Origin of the sequence: Streptomyces sp. SLBN-8D4 (assembly GCF_049739545.1) — a bacterium.
Classification (GTDB): domain Bacteria; phylum Actinomycetota; class Actinomycetes; order Streptomycetales; family Streptomycetaceae; genus Streptomyces; species Streptomyces canus_C.
In genome coordinates this window covers 6,708,152-6,726,423 of sequence record NZ_JBMGQC010000001.1, presented here as the reverse complement: position 1 = coordinate 6,726,423, position 18,272 = coordinate 6,708,152, and the positions used below count along the sequence as shown (strand labels likewise).

At 70.5% G+C, this 18,272-nt stretch carries 17 protein-coding genes; 3 read left to right on the top strand and 14 right to left on the bottom strand.

The genetic code is table 11. From position 1 onward, the window contains the following. Window positions 1-27: 27 nt before the first annotated feature. The 7 genes from RKD20_RS30480 to RKD20_RS30450 form a co-directional block, all read right to left on the bottom strand. Window positions 28-582, bottom strand: a complete 555-nt coding sequence (locus RKD20_RS30480; RefSeq protein ID WP_424880499.1) for a hypothetical protein — start codon at window positions 580-582, stop codon at window positions 28-30. After that, a complete protein-coding gene (locus RKD20_RS30475; protein WP_424880498.1) occupies window positions 575-1,384 on the bottom strand; it encodes a hypothetical protein in 810 nt (269 codons plus the stop codon). The genes RKD20_RS30480 and RKD20_RS30475 overlap by 8 nt, the downstream gene beginning before the upstream one ends. Continuing rightward, window positions 1,381-2,085 carry a hypothetical protein gene (locus RKD20_RS30470; RefSeq protein WP_424880497.1) on the bottom strand — a complete coding sequence of 235 codons (705 nt, stop codon included), beginning with the start codon at window positions 2,083-2,085 and terminating at the stop codon, window positions 1,381-1,383. The genes RKD20_RS30475 and RKD20_RS30470 overlap by 4 nt, the downstream gene beginning before the upstream one ends. An 800-nt stretch (window positions 2,086-2,885) precedes the next feature. Beyond that, window positions 2,886-3,347 (bottom strand): hypothetical protein, encoded by a 462-nt coding sequence (locus RKD20_RS30465; RefSeq protein ID WP_424880496.1) that lies wholly within the window; start codon window positions 3,345-3,347, stop codon window positions 2,886-2,888. A gap of 83 nt (window positions 3,348-3,430) precedes the next feature. Further along, on the bottom strand, window positions 3,431-3,775 hold the full coding sequence (locus RKD20_RS30460) for a DUF1330 domain-containing protein (RefSeq protein ID WP_424880495.1): 345 nt from the start codon (window positions 3,773-3,775) through the stop codon (window positions 3,431-3,433). 86 nt (window positions 3,776-3,861) lie between these two features. Continuing rightward, window positions 3,862-4,242 (bottom strand): hypothetical protein, encoded by a 381-nt coding sequence (locus tag RKD20_RS30455; protein WP_424880494.1) that lies wholly within the window; start codon window positions 4,240-4,242, stop codon window positions 3,862-3,864. Between the two features lie 198 nt (window positions 4,243-4,440). Beyond that, complete coding sequence (locus RKD20_RS30450) at window positions 4,441-4,746, bottom strand: hypothetical protein (RefSeq protein ID WP_424880493.1); 306 nt, start codon at window positions 4,744-4,746, stop codon at window positions 4,441-4,443. Between the two features lie 146 nt (window positions 4,747-4,892). Here RKD20_RS30450 and RKD20_RS30445 point away from each other — a divergent pair, with 146 nt between their 5' ends. Then, a complete protein-coding gene (locus RKD20_RS30445) occupies window positions 4,893-5,681 on the top strand; it encodes an intradiol ring-cleavage dioxygenase (protein ID WP_424880492.1) in 789 nt (262 codons plus the stop codon). Window positions 5,682-5,745: 64 nt separating this feature from the next. Here the strand turns inward: RKD20_RS30445 and RKD20_RS30440 are convergent, their stop codons facing one another. Continuing rightward, on the bottom strand, window positions 5,746-6,396 hold the full coding sequence (locus RKD20_RS30440; protein WP_424880491.1) for a DUF4360 domain-containing protein: 651 nt from the start codon (window positions 6,394-6,396) through the stop codon (window positions 5,746-5,748). 163 nt (window positions 6,397-6,559) lie between these two features. After that, entirely contained in the window at window positions 6,560-7,018 is a 459-nt protein-coding gene (locus RKD20_RS30435; protein WP_028807453.1) for an RrF2 family transcriptional regulator, read from the bottom strand. 110 nt (window positions 7,019-7,128) lie between these two features. Here RKD20_RS30435 and RKD20_RS30430 point away from each other — a divergent pair, with 110 nt between their 5' ends. After that, window positions 7,129-10,116, top strand: a complete 2,988-nt coding sequence (locus tag RKD20_RS30430; protein WP_424880490.1) for a glycoside hydrolase family 35 protein — start codon at window positions 7,129-7,131, stop codon at window positions 10,114-10,116. Between the two features lie 51 nt (window positions 10,117-10,167). Then, the gene (locus RKD20_RS30425; RefSeq protein WP_424880489.1) at window positions 10,168-11,907 is read left to right on the top strand and encodes an endo alpha-1,4 polygalactosaminidase; all 1,740 of its coding nucleotides are present in this window, start codon (window positions 10,168-10,170) and stop codon (window positions 11,905-11,907) included. 18 nt (window positions 11,908-11,925) lie between these two features. On the opposite strand, the gene RKD20_RS30420 is transcribed toward RKD20_RS30425, so the two are convergent. The 5 genes from RKD20_RS30420 to RKD20_RS30400 all read right to left on the bottom strand — a co-directional run bounded on the left by RKD20_RS30420 (window position 11,926) and on the right by RKD20_RS30400 (window position 18,145). Continuing rightward, window positions 11,926-13,443 (bottom strand): alpha-N-arabinofuranosidase, encoded by a 1,518-nt coding sequence (locus RKD20_RS30420; RefSeq protein WP_424880488.1) that lies wholly within the window; start codon window positions 13,441-13,443, stop codon window positions 11,926-11,928. A 19-nt stretch (window positions 13,444-13,462) separates the two neighbouring features. Beyond that, a complete protein-coding gene (locus RKD20_RS30415) occupies window positions 13,463-14,443 on the bottom strand; it encodes an arabinan endo-1,5-alpha-L-arabinosidase (protein ID WP_424880487.1) in 981 nt (326 codons plus the stop codon). Window positions 14,444-14,991: 548 nt separating this feature from the next. Beyond that, window positions 14,992-15,852 carry a carbohydrate ABC transporter permease gene (locus RKD20_RS30410; protein WP_424880486.1) on the bottom strand — a complete coding sequence of 287 codons (861 nt, stop codon included), beginning with the start codon at window positions 15,850-15,852 and terminating at the stop codon, window positions 14,992-14,994. Beyond that, a complete protein-coding gene (locus RKD20_RS30405; RefSeq protein WP_424880485.1) occupies window positions 15,849-16,799 on the bottom strand; it encodes a carbohydrate ABC transporter permease in 951 nt (316 codons plus the stop codon). The genes RKD20_RS30410 and RKD20_RS30405 overlap by 4 nt, the downstream gene beginning before the upstream one ends. After that, window positions 16,796-18,145: an extracellular solute-binding protein gene (locus RKD20_RS30400; RefSeq protein WP_424880484.1), complete on the bottom strand. Its 1,350-nt coding sequence runs from the start codon at window positions 18,143-18,145 to the stop codon at window positions 16,796-16,798. The genes RKD20_RS30405 and RKD20_RS30400 overlap by 4 nt, the downstream gene beginning before the upstream one ends. Between the last annotated feature and the right edge of the window lie 127 nt (window positions 18,146-18,272).

Genomic DNA, 18,272 nt, shown 5'->3' with positions numbered 1-18,272 from the left:
CGTCCTCTGCTTTCCCTTCGTCCTGCCTCAGCCGGTCAGACCGGCTCGGCGCAGCAGCTTCAGCCAATCGTCGTACTCCAGCAACTCGTCGTCGATCAGAGCGAGCCGGGCGTACTCGTCGGGAGCGACCAACCGCTCCAGGAAGAACGCCCCCAGCCCGGGCGCGAGCTGCTCGAAGCGCTCCGCGTCGGGCCAGTCCGGGCCTTCTTCGATGGCTCCGAGGAGGTCGCCGCTCGCGCGGTCGACGAAGACAGGGGCCTCCTGGATCATCCCGACACAGTAGAGCTTCTCGGGGGACAACGGCAGCGGGGAGCCGACCACCGGCTCGCAGTAGAACTGGTGCTCCTCGGCTTCCGCCAGGCTGAAGAGCTGCACGGACGGCCCGCAGCTCGCGCCGTCGAGCACCCGGCAGAAGTCCAGGAACGCACGCGGCACCCCGTCGGCCTCCGCGGCGGCGGCCGTCTGCGCGTCGATCGTCCCGCCGAGCGTGGACGACAGCACGTCCGGGCTCTCCGCCAGTGCCGTCCGCAGGGCGTCCACCGTCGCGATCAGACGGGGCGACGCCGGGCTCGCGCTAGTCATCTGGCCACCACTTGATGTCGATGTTGATCGGATTGCCGTCCGGAAGATCCTTGATCTGCGGACGTATCTGCTGTGTGCCGATGTCGTAGTTCGTCGTCCGGTCGAGCATCCGCAGGTTACGCCACGCATCCGGACCACCGGTCTGGAGCTCGTTGACGTGGTCGGGTTGCATTTTACGGGCGGCCACGGCGGCCTCTTCGGCGAAGTCGGGGTCGTCCTTGTGGTTCCTGCGGATCAGCGCTTCCAGGGCGCCCTTGTACTGCGCGGTGATCTGCTTGTCCCGGTAGTCCTCGGTCTTGCCCTTGAACTTGAAGAGCTTGCCCTCCTCACCGAGCCGCTGCAGGGCCCGCGCCTTCCGTTCGAAGGCCTGCTTGGGCATCCCGGGCTTCCACTCCAGGGTGACGGTGTGCGGGTCCCTCGTCGTGTCGGGACGGTCCTTGCCGATCCCGCCGCCGTCACGGACCGTGTCCTGGTCGCGGGAACGCTTGACGATGCTCTGCAGCATCGTCTCGATGTTCTTGTCGTTGCGCGCGTGGTTGTCGCCCATCGCCCGCACGCCCTTGGACACGTCCTGCAGGTGCTTGTGGAGCTGGTCCTCGGCCTCCTCGATGGCCCTGAGGATCTTTTCGGCCCCGGTCTCGACGGCCGCCGCGAGGGCGCCCTTGCCCCGGGTACGGTTCAGCCCCGCGCGGCTGCGGCGCAGGTGGGGGCGGGCGCCGGACTCGTGCTCGTCGGCCTGGGAGGTGATCCGGTCGGCGAGCCGTTCGTGCAGTTCCTGGTCACTGCGGACGGTGTCGCTCACGCGGCGCCTCCCTTGCCGGTGAAGGTCCCCGTGGTGCCGTCGGCTCCCGTGACGGCGTCCAGCCCCTCGGACAAGCCCTCGCTGCCCGCGTGCAGGGTCTTGCCGGGGCTGTAACCGTCCTGCAGTCCCACGGCGTTGGCGCCGAGCTGGAGGACGAGGTCGGTGGCCATGTTGCCGAGCGCGGAGTAGACCGGGCCCATGGCGACGGACATGAGCTCCTCCATGAGGAGGTGCTCGGCCTCCTTCAGCAGCCGCCGTACGATCAGGCGGGTGGCCTGGGTGGCACCGAGCGCGCCGACCTCGGAGAGCCCGAGCGTGAACGGCGCGGCCGCCTGGGCGGCGATGATCTCGGCGGCGAGGATGCCGAGTTGGACGATGGCGGCCACCTTGGCTCCGGCCACGGCGATCGCGGCGCCGTCCAGGGCCGTCGCCCCGAGGTCGGCGGCTTCACCGAGCCGTTCCAGGTGTACGTCGCTGACCTTGCCCCAGTGCTGCTGGAAGGCCGCGGTCGCGATGCCCTCGTTGCCCTCCAGGAACTCCCTCACGACGCTCGCCGTGGCGTCCTTGCCCTCCCGCATCCGGGAGGCGAAGGAACGCAGGCCGTCGGCCATGTCCCGGTAGTCGTCCTCGTCGACGTTGGGCCACTCGACCCCGATGAGGTCCAGCACCCAGGCCGCCTCGTCGGGCAGCACGACCCCCATGCTCGTTCCCCCTTTGTCTTGGCAGGACCATTTCAGGTCACGCGTACGACGGCCGAACTTTACTACGGGGGGCGGGATTTGCCGGGGGTGCGGGAGGGGGCGGAGTTCTGGGCGGGAGGGGGCCTGCTGGTGGGGCGGGGTGAAGTGGGTGGGTGTGTTGCTCGTTGGGGGCGGCAGGGTTCGGCTCGGGGGGGGAGATGGACCGGCGTTCGGCGGCTGAATTCGGTGATGGGGGGCGGGTGTTCGACGGTGGAGGAAGGGGAGCCCGGGGTGGGCGTGGGGCGGTGCTGGACCGGGGGCGGGGGCGGGGTTCGGCGGTGGCCGGAAGGGCCCGGGAGGTCAGAGCTCGCCCGGGGGCCCGAGTTCGGCGAGATGCGGGCGGGGGGGGTGAACAGGGCCCGGAATCCGGCCGCGGCTGCGAGGGCCCGGGGCGGAGGTGGCGCGCGGCCACAGTCCCGACTCCAGCGTCAGCCCACCCCGAGACGCGGGCCGCACTGGAGGGGGACGTCGCTCAGCCATGGCCACGGGGACGCGGGGACGCGGGGCGGAGATGACACTCGACCGCAGGCCCAAGACCAGCGTCAGCCCACCCCGAGACGCAGGCAGCGCTAGAAGAGCCCCGGAGTCCAGCGACGGCCGCGGAAACCCGGGAAGGGGGTGGCACTCGACCGCAAGCCCGAGCCCAGCAGCAACCCAACCCGGGACACCGACAGCGCTGGAGGAGGCCTGAGTTCAGCGGTGGCCGGAGGGCGGCGGCACCGGTCGGCGAGGGCCGGAACGGACCAGGGCAGGCCCGGTGCTCAGCCGTGGCCGAAGCGCCCCGCCGGGCGGGAGCCGCCCAGCCCGCTCGCGCCCGGGTGTCGCCAGGGCCCCGAGGGCTGCTGAGGTGCCGGACGGGGCGTCGCCTCGGACGGTGAGGCGCCCTGACCCTCGCGCTCGTCACCGCGCTCTTCCTCGGTGCTCCGCGCCTCCTGCCAGGCACCGAAGCGTTCACTTGCCTCGCGGGCCTCGGCGTCGGTACGCCGCTCCCCCGCACGCCGGATCTTGTCGGCGCCGGAGAACAGGGCGCCGGCGTACTCCGGGTCGGTGAAGGCCTGTTCGGCGGTGAGGTCGCCGCGCAGCACGCCGGTCGCCATCTCCCGCAGCTTCGGATCGGGCCCGGTGCTCAGGGTGCGCAGCGCGCGGAGCAGGCTACGAGCCCGGTCCTCGTCCTTGGCGACGTCCAGCAACTCCGCCTGGTCCACCTCACGTCCGTCCGGCACTCGAACCTCCCCCTTCCGTACGCCAGTCGCTCCAGTATCCAACAGCCCCGTAGGTCACGGGAGTCGGGGAACACGACCGCCCCTCACGACGTGAGCGCGTCCCGCATCGCCTTCGCGGTGACCGCAGGGTCGTAGCCCTCGGGAACGCCCTCGACCAGGATGATGTCGCCCTCGATGTGCCGCGAGCGCAGTGGCGCGATCTCCTGGTACCCGGCGGAATCCCACCAGGCCCGCGCCTCGGCGATCCCGGGAAACCCGATCACCACGACGTGCCCGGGCCAGCCGCCCTCCTTCACCTCGTGCCGCGCGCCATGCACGAGGAAGCGTCCGCCGTACGGCTCGAAGGTGGCGGTGATGCGCTCGATGTACTCGGCGATCTCGGGGTGCGGCGCGGCTTCCCGCAGGTGGGCGATGGCGTAGGCGGTCATGGTGTCCTCCCGGTCGCTGGGGCTCCGTACACGAATGAGCCTGGCACGCACGCCGAACCGGGGTCGATTACCCGAGGGGTAAGCGGTCAGGGGCGCCGCGCGGGGTCCTCGGGGACTTCCGGGTCCGCACGCCCCAGCACTTCGGCCAGAGGAGCACCGCTTCGCGCCGCCGAGACCCGCCGCGCCCGTAGCTGAGCCCGGGTGCGGGGGCGGAACTTGGGCTCCCTGCCACAGCCGCAGGGCTCACGCCCCTCGTAACGCAGACCGGCGGCGAGAACGGCCGCCACCACGCTCCAGGCCTTCACGTCCCGCCGCCGAGGCGCCGCGAAGTCCCGCCCGGCGCAGCTCATCGGCGTGGAGCAGCGGGGGCACCGGTGCCCGCCGGGGCCGGGATGCCGCTTGAAGGCGACACGGCATGGCACGCACGCGTAGTGGAGCTTGTATGCCTTCCCGGCGTAGTGGCACATGGGCCGAAACGTACCCGGCGGTGCGACGACCGGCGAACCGGTTTCAGGGGGCCCTCCACTGCACAACAGCAACGTGGACGCCCGACACCGACACCGGCACCGACACCGGCACCGACACCGCCTCCTGAGCAGCGCGCGGCCCCGCAGTCACCTCGAACCCGGAGGTTCGGCGACCACCGCGGGGCCCGCACCGCCCCCTCAGCCGGAGGCGACCGCCGGACCGAAGTCCGCCTCCAACCGCTCCCTCCACCCCGCCTCCGCCAGCCCCGCCCCCACCAGCACGTCCCGCCAGTCCTCCTTGGCCAGCTGGACCGCGTCGAGGAGCCGGTCCACCCGGCCCTGTCCGCACAGCAGCGTCGCGGCGGCGATCCGTTCCTTGTCCTCGTGGTCGCCCCGGTCGGTGAGGTGGTTGACCAGCTCGGTGAGGAGATCGCCCACCACCTCGCCCTCGCGGCCGGGGAAGTCCTCCGCGATGCGCCGTTCGACCCGCACGGTAAGCCCCATTTACCCTCCTTGTCGGCATACGCCCCGTTACAGTAGCCCGCCCACCGCGAGGAACACCGCAACCTGTCTCGCAGGAAACTTGACGGCCCCTCACTTTGCCGAACTGACAGCCCATCAACAGCAACACCTCCTAAGGTGCCGTGTCCATGACAGACACCCCCATGAACGAGACGCCCCGGAACGACACCCCCACGAGAGACACCATCGGCCGACGGACCGTCCTCGTCGCCACCGGGGCCACGGCCGTCACCCTCGCCGTGGGTGCCGCCGTGCCCGGCACCCAGGCGGCCCCCGACACCGCACCCGTGGCCGCCGCCGCGGTCTGCACCCTCACCAGGGAGATGACCGAAGGTCCCTACTACCTCGACGGCCAGTACGTCCGCTCCGACATCACCGAGGGCAAGACCGGCTTCCCGCTCAAACTCGCCCTCACCGTCGTCGACGACGACACCTGCGCCACGATCAGCGACGCCCTCGTGGAGATCTGGCACTGCGACGCGCTCGGCGAGTACTCCGGCTACGTCGGCAACAACGGCCACAACGAGCCCGACAGCGGCACCTTCCTGCGCGGAGGCGTCCTCACCGACGCCGGCGGCGTCGCCCGCATCACCACGGTCTACCCGGGCTGGTACCGGGGCCGCTGCGTGCACATCCACGTGAAGGTGCACGTCGGCGTCACGCTCACCTCGGACGGCTCCTTCACCGGCGGCACCGAACTCCACACCGGCCAGCTCTTCTTCGACGAGACGATCACCGCCAAGGTCGGCAAGCTCTCGCCGTACTCGGCCAACACGGTCACCCGCACCACCCTCGCCCAGGACGGGATCTACGACGACGGCGGTGCCGCGTCCGGCCTCCTGACCCTGGCCGCCCTCGGCAGCAGTCCCTCGGCCGGCTACTCCGGCACCCTGACCCTCGGCGTCGAGAGGAGCTGACGCCAGGACCCGAACCGCCCGCCGCCCCTGAGGGCGGCGGGCGAGACCTGCTCGGAGGGGAGCCTCACTTGCCGGGGCACGCCTTCCACGCCATGTGGTAGACGGTGCTGATGTCGCCGTCGGTCGAGTCCATCGTCATGAAGCTGACCTTGGACGGCGAGGAGGTGCCCGCGTTCACGCGGACCTCCGTGTTGATGTTGAAGTTGCGCTGGACTCCACAGGGGGCCCAGACCAGTTGGGCCCAGTCGGTGGTGTCGGTCGCCTGCCAGTTGTCGTTGTAGGCGCCGGGGAAGGTGTGGGTCTTGGCGGCCGTCTGCGAGGAGCCCTGGAAGTAGTACGAGGCCCGCTGGACGCCGCTGGCGCCGGCCTGGAGCGAGGCGAAGCCCCGGTAGTCCGCCTCGGCGATGGCGTACGTGAAGCCCTGCGGGACATGGACGAGCAGGTTGAGCTGGCAGTTCTTGCGGAACGCCGTGGGGTCGGAGTTGCCGCCGACCTGGGCGAGGTAGTCGCTGTAGGTCACCGTGAAGGCGGTGTTGTCCTCGGAGACGGCGACGGCCGCCGTGCCCGCGGGGCAGCCGGAGCCGTTCACCGTGGCGACATCGATGACGATCTTGTCCGGGGGCGGGTCGGCGAACCCGCCGGACGGGTTGTGCGCGGGCACCGCCGCGGTGACGAGAGCGGCGATGGCACCGCCCAGAAGAAGTCCACTTGCCATGGGGGGTCTCTCCTCTGCGCTGAAGTTGAAGCGTGGAGAACCTGTGTGGTTTCTGTGAAGCACCGCGGCGATCGAATCGTAGGGAGCACTCTGTGGCACCGCCAGAGCGAACTCCAGCCATTCGACGGATGGCCGAACTCACGTGTCAACAAAGGCAGTTGATTTAGGGGTTCTCCCACGCGGCCGGTTCGGCCGCGAGCCGCTGCACCGGCTCGGGGAGCGCGTCGCCCGCGATGTCGGCGATGGTCACGCCCTCCAGGATCTTGCGGACGTTGGCCCGCAGGGCGATCCACAGCGGGAGCAGGGGCTGTGCGGACCCCGTGTACTCCAGACCGGTGGGCCGCTCGCCGCGCACCGACACGATCGGCCCGTCGACCGTGCGGATGACGTCCGCGACCGTGATGGCCGAGGCCTCGCGCGCGAGCCGGTAACCGCCGCCCCCGCCCCGCCTGCTGTCGACGATGCCACCGCGCCTCAGGTCGCCGAGAATCCCCTCCAGGAACTTGTGCGGAATGTCCTGGACCGCGGCGATGGCCTCGGCCTTCACCGGCTCCGTGCCCTGCCTGACGGCAAGCTCCAGCACCGCCCGTACCGCGTAGTCCGCCCGTGCAGAGATCCTCATACGACAATTGTGCGGCGTTCGGGCAGAGACAATGGCCACGCCACAATAGGCACACCAACCACACCCACGGACGGACTGGCGCTAGCGCGGCACGACCAGGAGGCGCTCCCTTGGAGCTGAGCAGACGTACATTCAGCGCCCTCGCCGGCACCACGGCGCTCGGCTTCGCGCTGAGCGGCAGTGGTGGGGAGACCACCCGGGCCTACGCCTCCCACAGCGTGCCCACCGGGCCCGCGCCCGGCGCTCCCGCGGCGGACCGGGCGCGCCACAAGGTCGGCTACGACAAGCACTCGCTGCTGGTCGACGGCCGGCGCCTGGTGCTGTGGTCCGGCGAGATGCACCCCTTCCGGCTGCCGAGCCCGTCGCTGTGGCGGGACGTCCTGCAGAAGATGCGCGCCCACGGCTTCAACGCGGTGAGTGTGTACGTGGCCTGGAACTACCACTCCCCCGGCCCCGGCCAGTACGACTTCACCGGCGTCCGCGACCTCGACCTGTTCCTGCGCACGGCCACCGAGACCGGTCTGTACGTGATCCTGCGCCCCGGCCCGTACATCAACGCCGAGGTCGACGGCGGCGGCTTCCCGGGCTGGCTGGCGGCGACCGCGGGCCGGGCCCGCAGCTCCGACCCGGCCTATCTGTCGTATGTCGACGAGTGGCTGACCGAGGTGAACGCCATCGCCGCCCGGCACCTGTTCACCAGGGGCACGGGCACGGTCCTGCTCTACCAGATCGAGAACGAGTACGACGCCTTCGTCGACGAGCCCCTCGGCCGCGACTACATGTCCCACCTGTACAAGAAGGTGCGCGCCGACGGGATCGACGTCCCGCTGTTCCACAACGACAAGGGCAGGAACGGTTATTGGGCCCCCGGGTCCTTCAACACCGGTGGCGAGGAGCGCGGTTGGCTCTACGGCTTCGACGGGTACCCCCTGCCCTCCGAAGTGCCGCCCGACTGGGGGGACTTCGGTGAAGGCGGCCTGAAGGGCGGAGCCACGGCCAGTCCCCGGACGCCCGGGTTCATGCCGGAGTTCGGCGGGGGCTGGTTCGACTCGTGGGGCGGCGCCACGTTCGACGGCAAGGGGTACGCCGAGGCGCGGCGGACCCGGGACGCGGCCTACGAGCGGCGCTTCCAGCTCACCAACCTCGCCAACGGCATCACCGTGCACAACGTCTACATGACCTTCGGCGGCACCTCGTGGGGCTGGCTGCCCGCGCCGCAGGTCTACACGTCGTACGACTACGGGGCGGCGATCGACGAGGCGCGCAGGCAGACACCGAAGCTCGCCCCGGCGCACCAGCTCGGCCATCTCCTGCGGACCGTGCCGGACTTCGCCAAGCTGGACCGGGCCGACGCGGTGCGGGCCGCGGACGAGCGGCTGAAGGTGTACCACCTGACCAACCCGGACACCGGCTCCCATGTGTACGTCGTGCGCAACGACACCGACGCGCCGATCACGACGACCGTCCCGGACGCCGGGATCGACGTGGCGTTCACCGTCGCCGCCCATGACGCCCGACTGCTCGCCGCGGGGGTCCGGTTGGGCGGGCGCACGCTCAGGTTCGCCACCGCGCAGCCCATGATGTGCCTGAAGGTCGGGCGGATGGACGTCGCCGTGTTCACGGCCCCGCACGGGGAGATGGCCCAGGTCCTCATCGAGTGCCCGGAGGAGCCGCTGGTCACCCGGGGCGACGCGGAACCGGCGTGGAACTACGACCTCGGCGTCCTCAGGATCACCGCGCCGATGGGTGTCGGCGGCCTGGCCCGGGTGCGGATCGAGGGCGGCGGCAGCGACACCCCGCTGCTGCTGGTCTTCGCCGACGACCCCGGCTCGCTGCGGCTGTTCCCGGTGGACACCCCGACCGGCCCGGTGCTGGTGTACGGGCCGTCGCTGGTGCGCGGGGTCACCCTGGACGGTGCGACCGCCCACCTCACCGGCGACACCGTCGAGGGCACGGGCATGGAGGTGTGGGGCCCGCGCGGCATGGCCCGGATCACCTGGAACGGGCGCCCGCTGCGCACCTCCGCCACCCCCATGGGCAGCCTGCGTGCCGACATGCCGGCCACGCCCGGACAGCTCCCGATCCCCGCCGTGGGCGAGGTGCGGCTGCCCGCGCTGGGCGGCTGGCGGCGCCGTACCGAGAACTTCGAGTCCGCCCCGGACTACGACGACTCCGGCTGGACCACAGCCGACCGCACGAGCTCGTACAGTGTCACCCCGGTCCCGAAGGGGCAGCCGGTCCTGTTCGCCGACGACTACGGCTTCCACTACGGCGACGTCTGGTACCGGGGGCGCCTGACGGACGCGGACGGGCTGGAGTCGGTGTCCCTGTCCTACAGCACGGGCACGCAGGGGCTGCTGATGGCGTGGCTGGACGGCGAGCCGCTGGGCACCCACCGGATGCCGGTGCCGGACAAGGGCACCGCGCGCAAGGGCAGTTGGACGGCGACGGCCACCTTCGACGTGCCACCGGCCGCCGGGCAGGCGCCCCGCGTCCTGTCCGTGCTGGTCCGGCGGATGGCGCACGACATGGACGGCAGGTCCACCGACTCGCACAAGGCGGCCCGGGGACTGACGGCCGTCACCTTCAAGGGCGGCTCTCCGAAGGCGAGTTGGCGTATCCAGGGCGAGACGGCGCCCGACCCGGTGCGCGGGCCGCTCAACAACGGCGGACTGTACGGGGAGCGCAAGGGCTGGCATCTTCCGGGATTCGCCGAAGAGCACTGGGAGGACACGCAGTTGCCGCGCGCCGACCGGCGCCAGGGGGTCACCTGGTACCGGACGACGTTCCGGCTCGCCGTGGACGCCGGCATCGACGCCTCCGTCGGCCTCGCCCTCGACGACGACCCGAAGCGCGCCTACCGCGTGCAGATCTTCCTCAACGGCTGGAACATGGGCCAGTACGTCAACGACGTGGGCCCGCAGCACACCTTCGTCCTCCCCAACGGCATCCTGCGCACCCGCGGCACCAACACCCTGGCCCTTGCGGTGCTGTCCGACGGGACGACGGAGTCCGGGCCCGGGGACGTACGGCTGAGACTGCTGGGGACTTCGGCCGGAGGTGTACCGGTCACGCCGGTGGATTCCCCCGGCCGCTAGCCTGATGTCCTTGAACTTTCGACCACCCGTACTCGGAAAGGGTGACCCGCGATGCCGCTGAGCCCCGGCGATCCGGAGTCCATCGGCGGCTACACGCTGGTCGACCGGCTCGGCAGCGGTGGCATGGGGGTCGTCTACCTGGGCCGTTCGGACTCCGGGCGGCGGGTCGCGGTCAAGCTCGTGCACCCGGCGTACGCGCTGGACGAGGAGTTCCGCACCCGCTTCCGGCAGGAGGTCGCGGCGGCCCGCCGGGTGAGCGGGGCGTTCACGGCCCCGGTGGTGGACGCGGACCCGGACGCCCCGCAGCCGTGGATGGCGACCCTGTACGTCCCGGGCCGCACCCTCGCGGACGTCGTGGCCCAGGACGGCCCGCTGCGCGGGAGCGCGCTGCGGGTGCTCGCGCTGGGCCTCGTCGAGGCGCTGCGGGACATCCACCGGGTCGGCATGGTGCACCGGGACCTGAAGCCGAGCAACGTCCTGATGGCCGAGGACGGGCCCAGGGTCATCGACTTCGGCATCTCCTACGCGGTCGACAACGAGGCGCTCACCATGACCGGGCGGCTGATCGGCACCCCGCCCTTCATGTCCCCGGAGCAGTTCGCCGCGCCGCGCGAGGTCACCGGGGCCTCGGACGTCTTCTCCCTCGGGTCCCTGCTGGTCTACGCGGCCACCGGCAACCGCCCGTTCGACGGCAGCAGCCCGTATCTGACGGGCTATCAGGTGATGTACGAGCCGCCGGCCCTGGACGGGGTCGCGGAACCGCTGCGCGGCATCGCCGAACGCTGCCTGGACAAGGACCCGGCGGCCCGGCCGGAACTGGGTGAACTCCACGAGTTGCTAAGGGCGTTGCCGGACACCGGGGCGCCGGCGGCCCCGGCCGTACCGGTGCCGCCCGGACCGTCCGACTCCACGGCGACCGGACACCCGGTCTCGCGACGGGGGCTCCGGCGGCGCCTCCTCATCGCTCTCGTCACGGCTCTGGCCGTCACCGGGCTGGGCATCGCGGCGGTGTGGGCCGGTTCGGACAAGGAGAGCGCGGCACCGTCACCGCCCGAGCCGACGCCGTCCACCTCGCCCGCATCCGTGACCCTTCCGCCCCGGCACGTGCCCTGGGACTACCAGATCGGCGGGGCGTACCCTCCCGCGGCCGGTGTCCGGGTGGTGAGCCGCAGCTACGAGGCCGCGCCCGCGCCGGGGCTCTACAACATCTGCAACATCAACGCCTTCCAGGCGGAGTCGGGCGAGGAGAGCGACTGGGACGCCGACCTGCTGCTGCGCGGCGCCGATGGGAAGACCGTCTACGACAAGGACTGGAACGAGGCCGCCCTGGACATCCGTACGGCCGCCAAGCGCGAGCGCATCGCCGCCCGCTTGGACACCTGGATCGACGCCTGCGCGGCCAAGGGCTACCGGGCCGTGGAGCCCGACAACTACGACTCCTTCACCCGCTTCCCGTCGTATCTCAAGGCCGCCCAGGCCGAGGCCCTGATGAAGCTGCTGGTGACGCACGCCCACGCCAAGGGGCTGGCGGTCGCGCAGAAGAACACCGCGGAGCTCGTCTCCGACCGCGCCTTGCTGGGCCTGGACTTCGCCATCGCGGAGGAGTGCGCGGAGTACGACGAGTGCGGCACGTTCGCCGACGCCTTCGACGACCACGTCCTGGTGGTCGAGTACACGAAGAAGGGTCTGACCACGGCGTGCGCCGGCTGGAGCAGCACCCTCGGCGTGGTGCGCCGGGACGAGGACGTCGTGCCCGAGGGCGCCGACGGGTTCCTGCGCGAAACCTGCTGACGCCCTCGGGGGTCCTGCTCAGCCCAGCCGGATCACGTTCCAGGACAGCGGCTCCAGTACGGCGGTGAGGGTGCCGTCCGTCAGCGCGGTGCCCTCGGCCGCGTGCGGGGCGACCCGCTCGGGCTCGTCGAGGGTGTTGCGGGCGTCCGGGTCTGCGTCGGCGAGGACGCTGTGCTCGACCACGCTCGTCAAGTCCAGGCCGTTCAGGGCGACTTCGAGCGGCAGGGACTGCGACCGGCTGCGGTTGACGGCGAAGACGGTGACCGACCCGTCCTCGGCGCGCACGGCGGTGGCGTGCAGGAGGTCGGTCTCGCCGTACTTCTTCGTCTCGTACGTCGGCGAGTCGACCCGTACGTCGAGGACCTCGCCGCGGCCGAACCGCGAGGCCTGGGCGAACGGGAAGAAGGTCGTCTGACGCCAGGCCGGGCCGCCCGGCTCGGTCATGATCGGGGCGATCACGTTGACCAGCTGGGCGAGACAGGCGACGGTCACGCGGTCCGCGTGCCGCAGCAGGGCTATGAGGAGGGAACCGAAGACGACCGCGTCCAGGACGCTGTAGTTGTCCTCCAGCAGGCGGGGGGCCTCCGCCCAGTCCCGCGCGCCGGAGTTCTCGATCTCGTGCCACTCCGAGATGTACCAGACGTTCCACTCGTCGAAGGAGAGGTTGATCTTCTTCTTGGACTTGAGCTTCGCGCCGATGTGGTCGGCGGTGGCGACCACGTTCTCGATGAAGGACTCCATGTCGACGGCGGAGGCCAGGAAGGAGTCGACGTCGCCGTTCTCGGGCTGGTAATAGGCGTGCAGGGAGATGTGGTCGACGAGGTCGTACGTCTCGGCGAGGACCGTCGCCTCCCACTCGGCGAACGTGGGCATGGACTGGCTGGAGGAGCCGCAGGCGACGAGTTCGACGCCCGGGTCGATCTGGCGCATCGCGCGGGCCGTCTCGGCGGCGATCCGGCCGTACTCCGTCGCCGTCTTGTGGCCGGTCTGCCAGGGGCCGTCCATCTCGTTGCCCAGGCACCAGAGGTTGATGCCGAAGGGGTCCTTGTCGCCGTGGGCGGCGCGGAGGTCGGAGAGGGCGGTGCCGGATGGGTGGTTGGCGTACTCCTGGAGTTCGAGGGCCTCGGCGACCCCGCGGGTGCCGAGGTTGAGGGCCATCATCGGCTCGGCCTGGGGGCCGACCTTCTTCAGGAAGGCGATGTACTCGGAGAGGCCGAAGCGGTTGGTCTCGGTGGAGCGCCAGGCGAGGTCGAGGCGGCGGGGGCGGTCCTCCACCGGGCCGACGCCGTCCTCCCACTTGTAGCCCGAGACGAAGTTGCCGCCGGGGTAGCGGATGGCGGTGACGCCGAGTTCGCGGACTAGGTCCAGGACGTCGGTGCGGAGGCCTTCGGCGTCGGCCGCGGGGTGGGTCGGCTCGAAGATGCCGGTGTAGACGCAGCGGCCCAGGTGTTCCACGAAGGAGCCGAAGAGACGGGGGTTCACTTCGCCGACGGTGAAGGCGGGGTCGAGGGTGAAGCGGGCGGTGGACGTGCTCATGGATGCCTTTCAGGAAGTTTCAGGAAGGGAGTTGCTCGACAACCGGCCAGCCACGCGCCCAACCGAGCCTGTTCAGGCCCAGCTTCGGTGTGCCGTTGTCCTCTGCGTCGTAGTAGTGGTAGGCCAGCCAGTCCTGGCCGCGGGTGCGGAAGACCGACTCGCCTCCGGTGCCGATGTACCTCCCGTGTCCTGCCAGCAGCAGGTCGCCGCCGCCCTCCAGCAGGGGCTTGCCCGTGCTGTCGGTGTACGGGCCGGTGATCGCCGTCGATCTGCCCACCCTGATCTTGTAGGTGGAGTTCACTCCCGCACAACAGGCGTCGTAGGACGCGAAGAGGTAGTAGTAGCGGCCGTGCCGCACGAGGGACGGGCCCTCGACCGCGTACGGGACGTCGGGGCGGGTGGCCAGGTGGTGGACGCGGGCCCCGGGGAGGGCCTTCCCGGTGACCGGGCTGAGCTCGACCATGCGGATGCCGGTCCAGTACGAGCCGAACGACATCCACAGCCTGCCGTCCGCGCGGACGATCGCCGGGTCGATGGCGTTCCAGGAGTCGGTGGTCCCGGAGGCGAAGACCTTGCCGCGATCGGTCCAGGTGCCGGGGAGGCCGGACGGGGAGGTGGCCACGCCGATCGCGGAGTGGTTGGTGCCCCAGGACGAGACGGCGTAGTACAGCCAGTACCGGCCCGCCCGGTAGGAGATGTCCGGCGCCCAGGGGTCACCGGCGTCGTTGTACTCGAACCACCAACTCGGCGCCTCGGCAAAGGCGTTACCCGCGTCGGTCCAGTGCCTGAGATCCCCGGACAGCCGGGCCCCGATCACACCACCGGTCGAATAGGCCACATAGCCCCCGGACTTGAGGGCGATCACGGCCGGATCGTGGATGATCTGCTGCCCACTGATCGGGAGCGGGTCGGGATAGCCGGTGGTGTCCGCCTGAGCCGCGGCCGGCAACAGGGCGATGAGGGCGGCGGCCAGAACGGCGACGACTCTGAGGCTCTTCAACTGCGTCTCCCTATGTCGGTGGCGGCCCGTCGGGGCGGGTTAAGGGCGGCATGGCGGGGTCGTCCGGCGGGGTCGTCCGGCGGTCTCGGTGGAGGCGCCCACGCCCATGCGCCGCCCGGCAGCGGCCGGTGCCGGGCGGCCTGCCGGGCGGCCTGCCGGGCACCTACGAAGACCCGACCACCCGCCCTCACCGACCTGAGCAGGCCCGCCAGTTGAACCCGAACCGCCTGACGCGCCCCTGCCCTCCCGGCCACTGCGCGAAAGCGGCCACCGGATCTCAGCCGATCCGGCTTCGGCCACCATCCGGCGGCAGCCGGCGGCAGGACCCGTGCCGCGCCACGACCGAGCCGACGGCCCACCGGGGCCGCACACGGCCGATGCCGTGTCGCCCTGCCGCCGGCTGCGAAGAAACGACCGCCCGGCGGTCACCGCCCCAGGCAGGGCCACCACGAGGTCACGGCCGGTGACCACGCCCACGCCACACCGCGACCGGGCCGTCACCGCCTCCGGATGCCTCACCACCAGGTCCTCGCCCCACCCCGAACGCCTCACTGTCCCGCCAAACCCGTATGGGCCACCCCCGCCACGATCTGGCGTTGGAAGAAGACGAACACGATGATCAGGGGGAGTCCCGCCATGAGGCCGCCGGCCATGAGTTGGGCCCACTGGATGCCGTAGGAGTTCATGACGGTCGCGATGCCGTTCGGCATGGTCATCAGGTCGGGGTTGTTGGTCACCATGTAGGGCCACAGGAAGTTGTTCCAGGAGGCGATGAAGGTGAAGATCCCGACCGCCGCCAAGGAAGGCCTCGCCAGCGGGACCACGATGGTGAAGAAGACCCGCCAGCGGCCCGCGCCGTCGATGAACGCGGCCTCCTCCAGCTCGCGCGGGACGCCCTGGAAGAACTTGTAGAGGATGTAGACCATCGCGGCCGGCGCGCACTGGGGAAGGATCATGCCCCAGTACGTGTCGACCATCCCCATCTGCTGGACCGTCGTGAACAGGGGCACTCCCAGGACCGCCGGGGAGATCATCAGGCCCGACATGACGATGCCCATCAGGACGCTCTTGCCGCGGAACTCCGTGCGGGCGAAGCCGTATCCGGCGAGGGCGCTGACCGTCAGCACGACGGAGGTGACGCAGACCGACACCACCAGGGAGTTGATGAACCAGTCGGTGATGTTGCCGGTCTCCCAAAGCGCCTTCCACGCCTGTCCCGTCCAGACCTTCGGCAGCCAGTGCGGCGGGATCTCGGCCGCCTCCGCCTCGGACTTGAGCGAGGTGAACAGCGCGGCCGCGATCGGTGCGACGAAGACGGCGGATACGGCCACTCCGAGCAGCGTGAGGACGATCTGGCTGGGCGTCCAGGGCTTGCGGGGACTCTTGCGGACCTGCACGGCGGTGGTCATCGGCCGCTCTCCTCACGGTTGCGCAGCAGCCACATCCGCGCCAGCGCGACGACTGCGATGATCACGAAGAAGATGATGGACATCGCGGAGGCGTAGCCCACCCGGTAGCTGGTGAAGCCCTGTTCGAGGGTGTACTGGACGAAGGAGCGGGTGCTGACCTCAGGACCCGGCCCGAAGTCCATCATCACGACGGCCTGGTCGAAGAGCTGCAGCGAGGCGAGGATCTGGAGCGCGATCACCAGGCCGGTGATGCTGCGCAGCATCGGCAGGGTGATGTGGACCATGCGGTGCCAGGCGTTCGCGCCGTCCAGCTTCGCGGCCTCGTAGAGGTGGCCGGGGATGCCCTGGAGAGCGGCGAGGTAGAGCAGGAAGCTGAAGCCGACGGTCCACCACAGGGTCTCGATGACGATGGCGGGCATCGCGTACGACTTGTCGGTCAGCCAGGGTGTGTCGAGCCCGAAGGTCTCGTTGATCAGGCCGATGCCCTGGGTGAACAGCCACTGGAACATGTTGGCGGCGACCGTCGAGGGCAGCAGGAACGGCACGAAGAAGCACAGCCGCCACAGCCACTTGCCGCGCTCGATGTGGTGGGCGAGCATCGCGAGCAGGAACGCGAGGACGGTGATGCACGGGACGACCAGCAGCGTGAAGTACGCGCTGTGGCCGAGCGCGTCCCACATCGCCTGGTCGTGCAGGGCCTCGCGGTAGTTGTCGAGGCCGACGAAGCTCGCGCTGTCGCCGGAGATGTTGGCGTCCGTGAAGCTGAGCCAGACGCCGCGCAGCAGCGGCCAGATCACGAACAGCGCGAAGAGCGCCAGGAACGGGGCGACGAACCAGCCCCCGTGCTGGAAGCCCTGCCTGCGGCGCACCGTCGCGACGGCGGTCGCGGTCCTCGCGCGGGCCGGTGCGGCGACGGCTCCGGTCGTCATGTGAGCGCTGGTCGTCATGCGACCGCACCTCCCTGCGCGGCGGTCCTGCCGTCCATCGGGTTCTTCGAGGCGAGGAGCTTGGTGAGGTGTTTCTTCATCGTCTGCGCGACCGACGCCGGCTTGGCGGAGCCCATCGTCGAGGAGACGACGACCGGTCCGAGGTCCTGGGCGAGCACACCGGTGGAGCCCGCGAACCACACCTTCGGCTCGGTGGCCTGGTGGTCCATGGCACTCACGTACTCGTTCTGCGGGGTGAGCTTCTGGTACGCGGCCGTGGACAGCGTCGGCGTGTACGCGGGGATGTGACCGCCGGCCGCCCACTGGAGGGCGTGCGTGACGACGTACGCGGCGAGTTCGTGGGCGCCCTCGTTGGTGGCGCCGCCGCGGCCCGCCTGGTGCGGCAGGACGAAGGCGTGCGACTCGGCGTGGGTGGCCGGTCTGCCGAAGACGGGCGGCAGCGGGGTGGCACCGTAGTCGAGCTTGGCGCCGGAGAAGACCGGCACGGACCAGTTGCCCTCCCAGGTGAAGGGGGCGCCGTTGATGAACTGTTCGCCGGTGGGGGCGCCGGGGATGACGTACCCGTCGGTGACGTGCCTGCGCAGGAACTCCAGGACCTGGGTGGCCTTGTCGGGGTCGAAGAGGACCTCGGTGTTGTCGTCGTTGAACCACAGGCCGCCGAGCTGGGTGTAGAAGGCGACGAAGAACCACCACTGGAAGTTCTGGTCGTTGGTCCACAGGCCGATCGTCTGGAGCCCTTTCTTCTGGGCCGCCTTGGCCTTCTTCAGGACGTCGAACCACTCGTCGGTGGAGGTGACCGGGATCATCCGGCCGTCGTCGCCGAGCAGGCCGGCCTTCTTCAGCACGTCCTTGCGGTAGAAGCAGAGCTGGACGTGGATGTCGAGCGGGAGGGCGTAGAGCTTGCCGTCGATGACACCGCGCTTCCACAGCGCGGGGTTGTAGTCCTGTTCGCGTACGCCGTACTCGGCGAGCAGGTCGACGTCCCAGGGGTCGAGGAGGCGGCCCGGTGAGAAGCCGGTGACCCGGCCCATGTGCATGACGCCGAGGTCGGGGGCGCGGTTGCCCGCGGCGGCCATGGCGAGCTTGGTGTAGAAGGGGTTGCCCCACTGGAGGGTGGAGTCCTTCACGTCGATGTCCGGGTGGGCCTTTCGGAAGGCGTCCAGCATCGCGATCATGTTGGCGCCGTCGCCGCCGCTGAAGAGGTTCCAGTAGCGCACCCGGGCGTCCGCGCCGGAGGCGAGCGCGTCGGCCCCGGTGCCGAGGGCCGCGAAGCCGAAGCCGGCCGCGACGGTCAGTCCGCCGGCCACGGAGAGAAGATGCCTGCGGCTCAGGTCAGGTCGTCCCATTCCCTGCCCCATCTGTTCGAGATATCGAATTGCGCCCGTAACTTCGAACGGGACCGTAGGCAGGAAGCGCTTTCTAGTCAATGGGGTGCGCAGCAAAATCCGATCGCGTGACGGGACCGGACAGTGC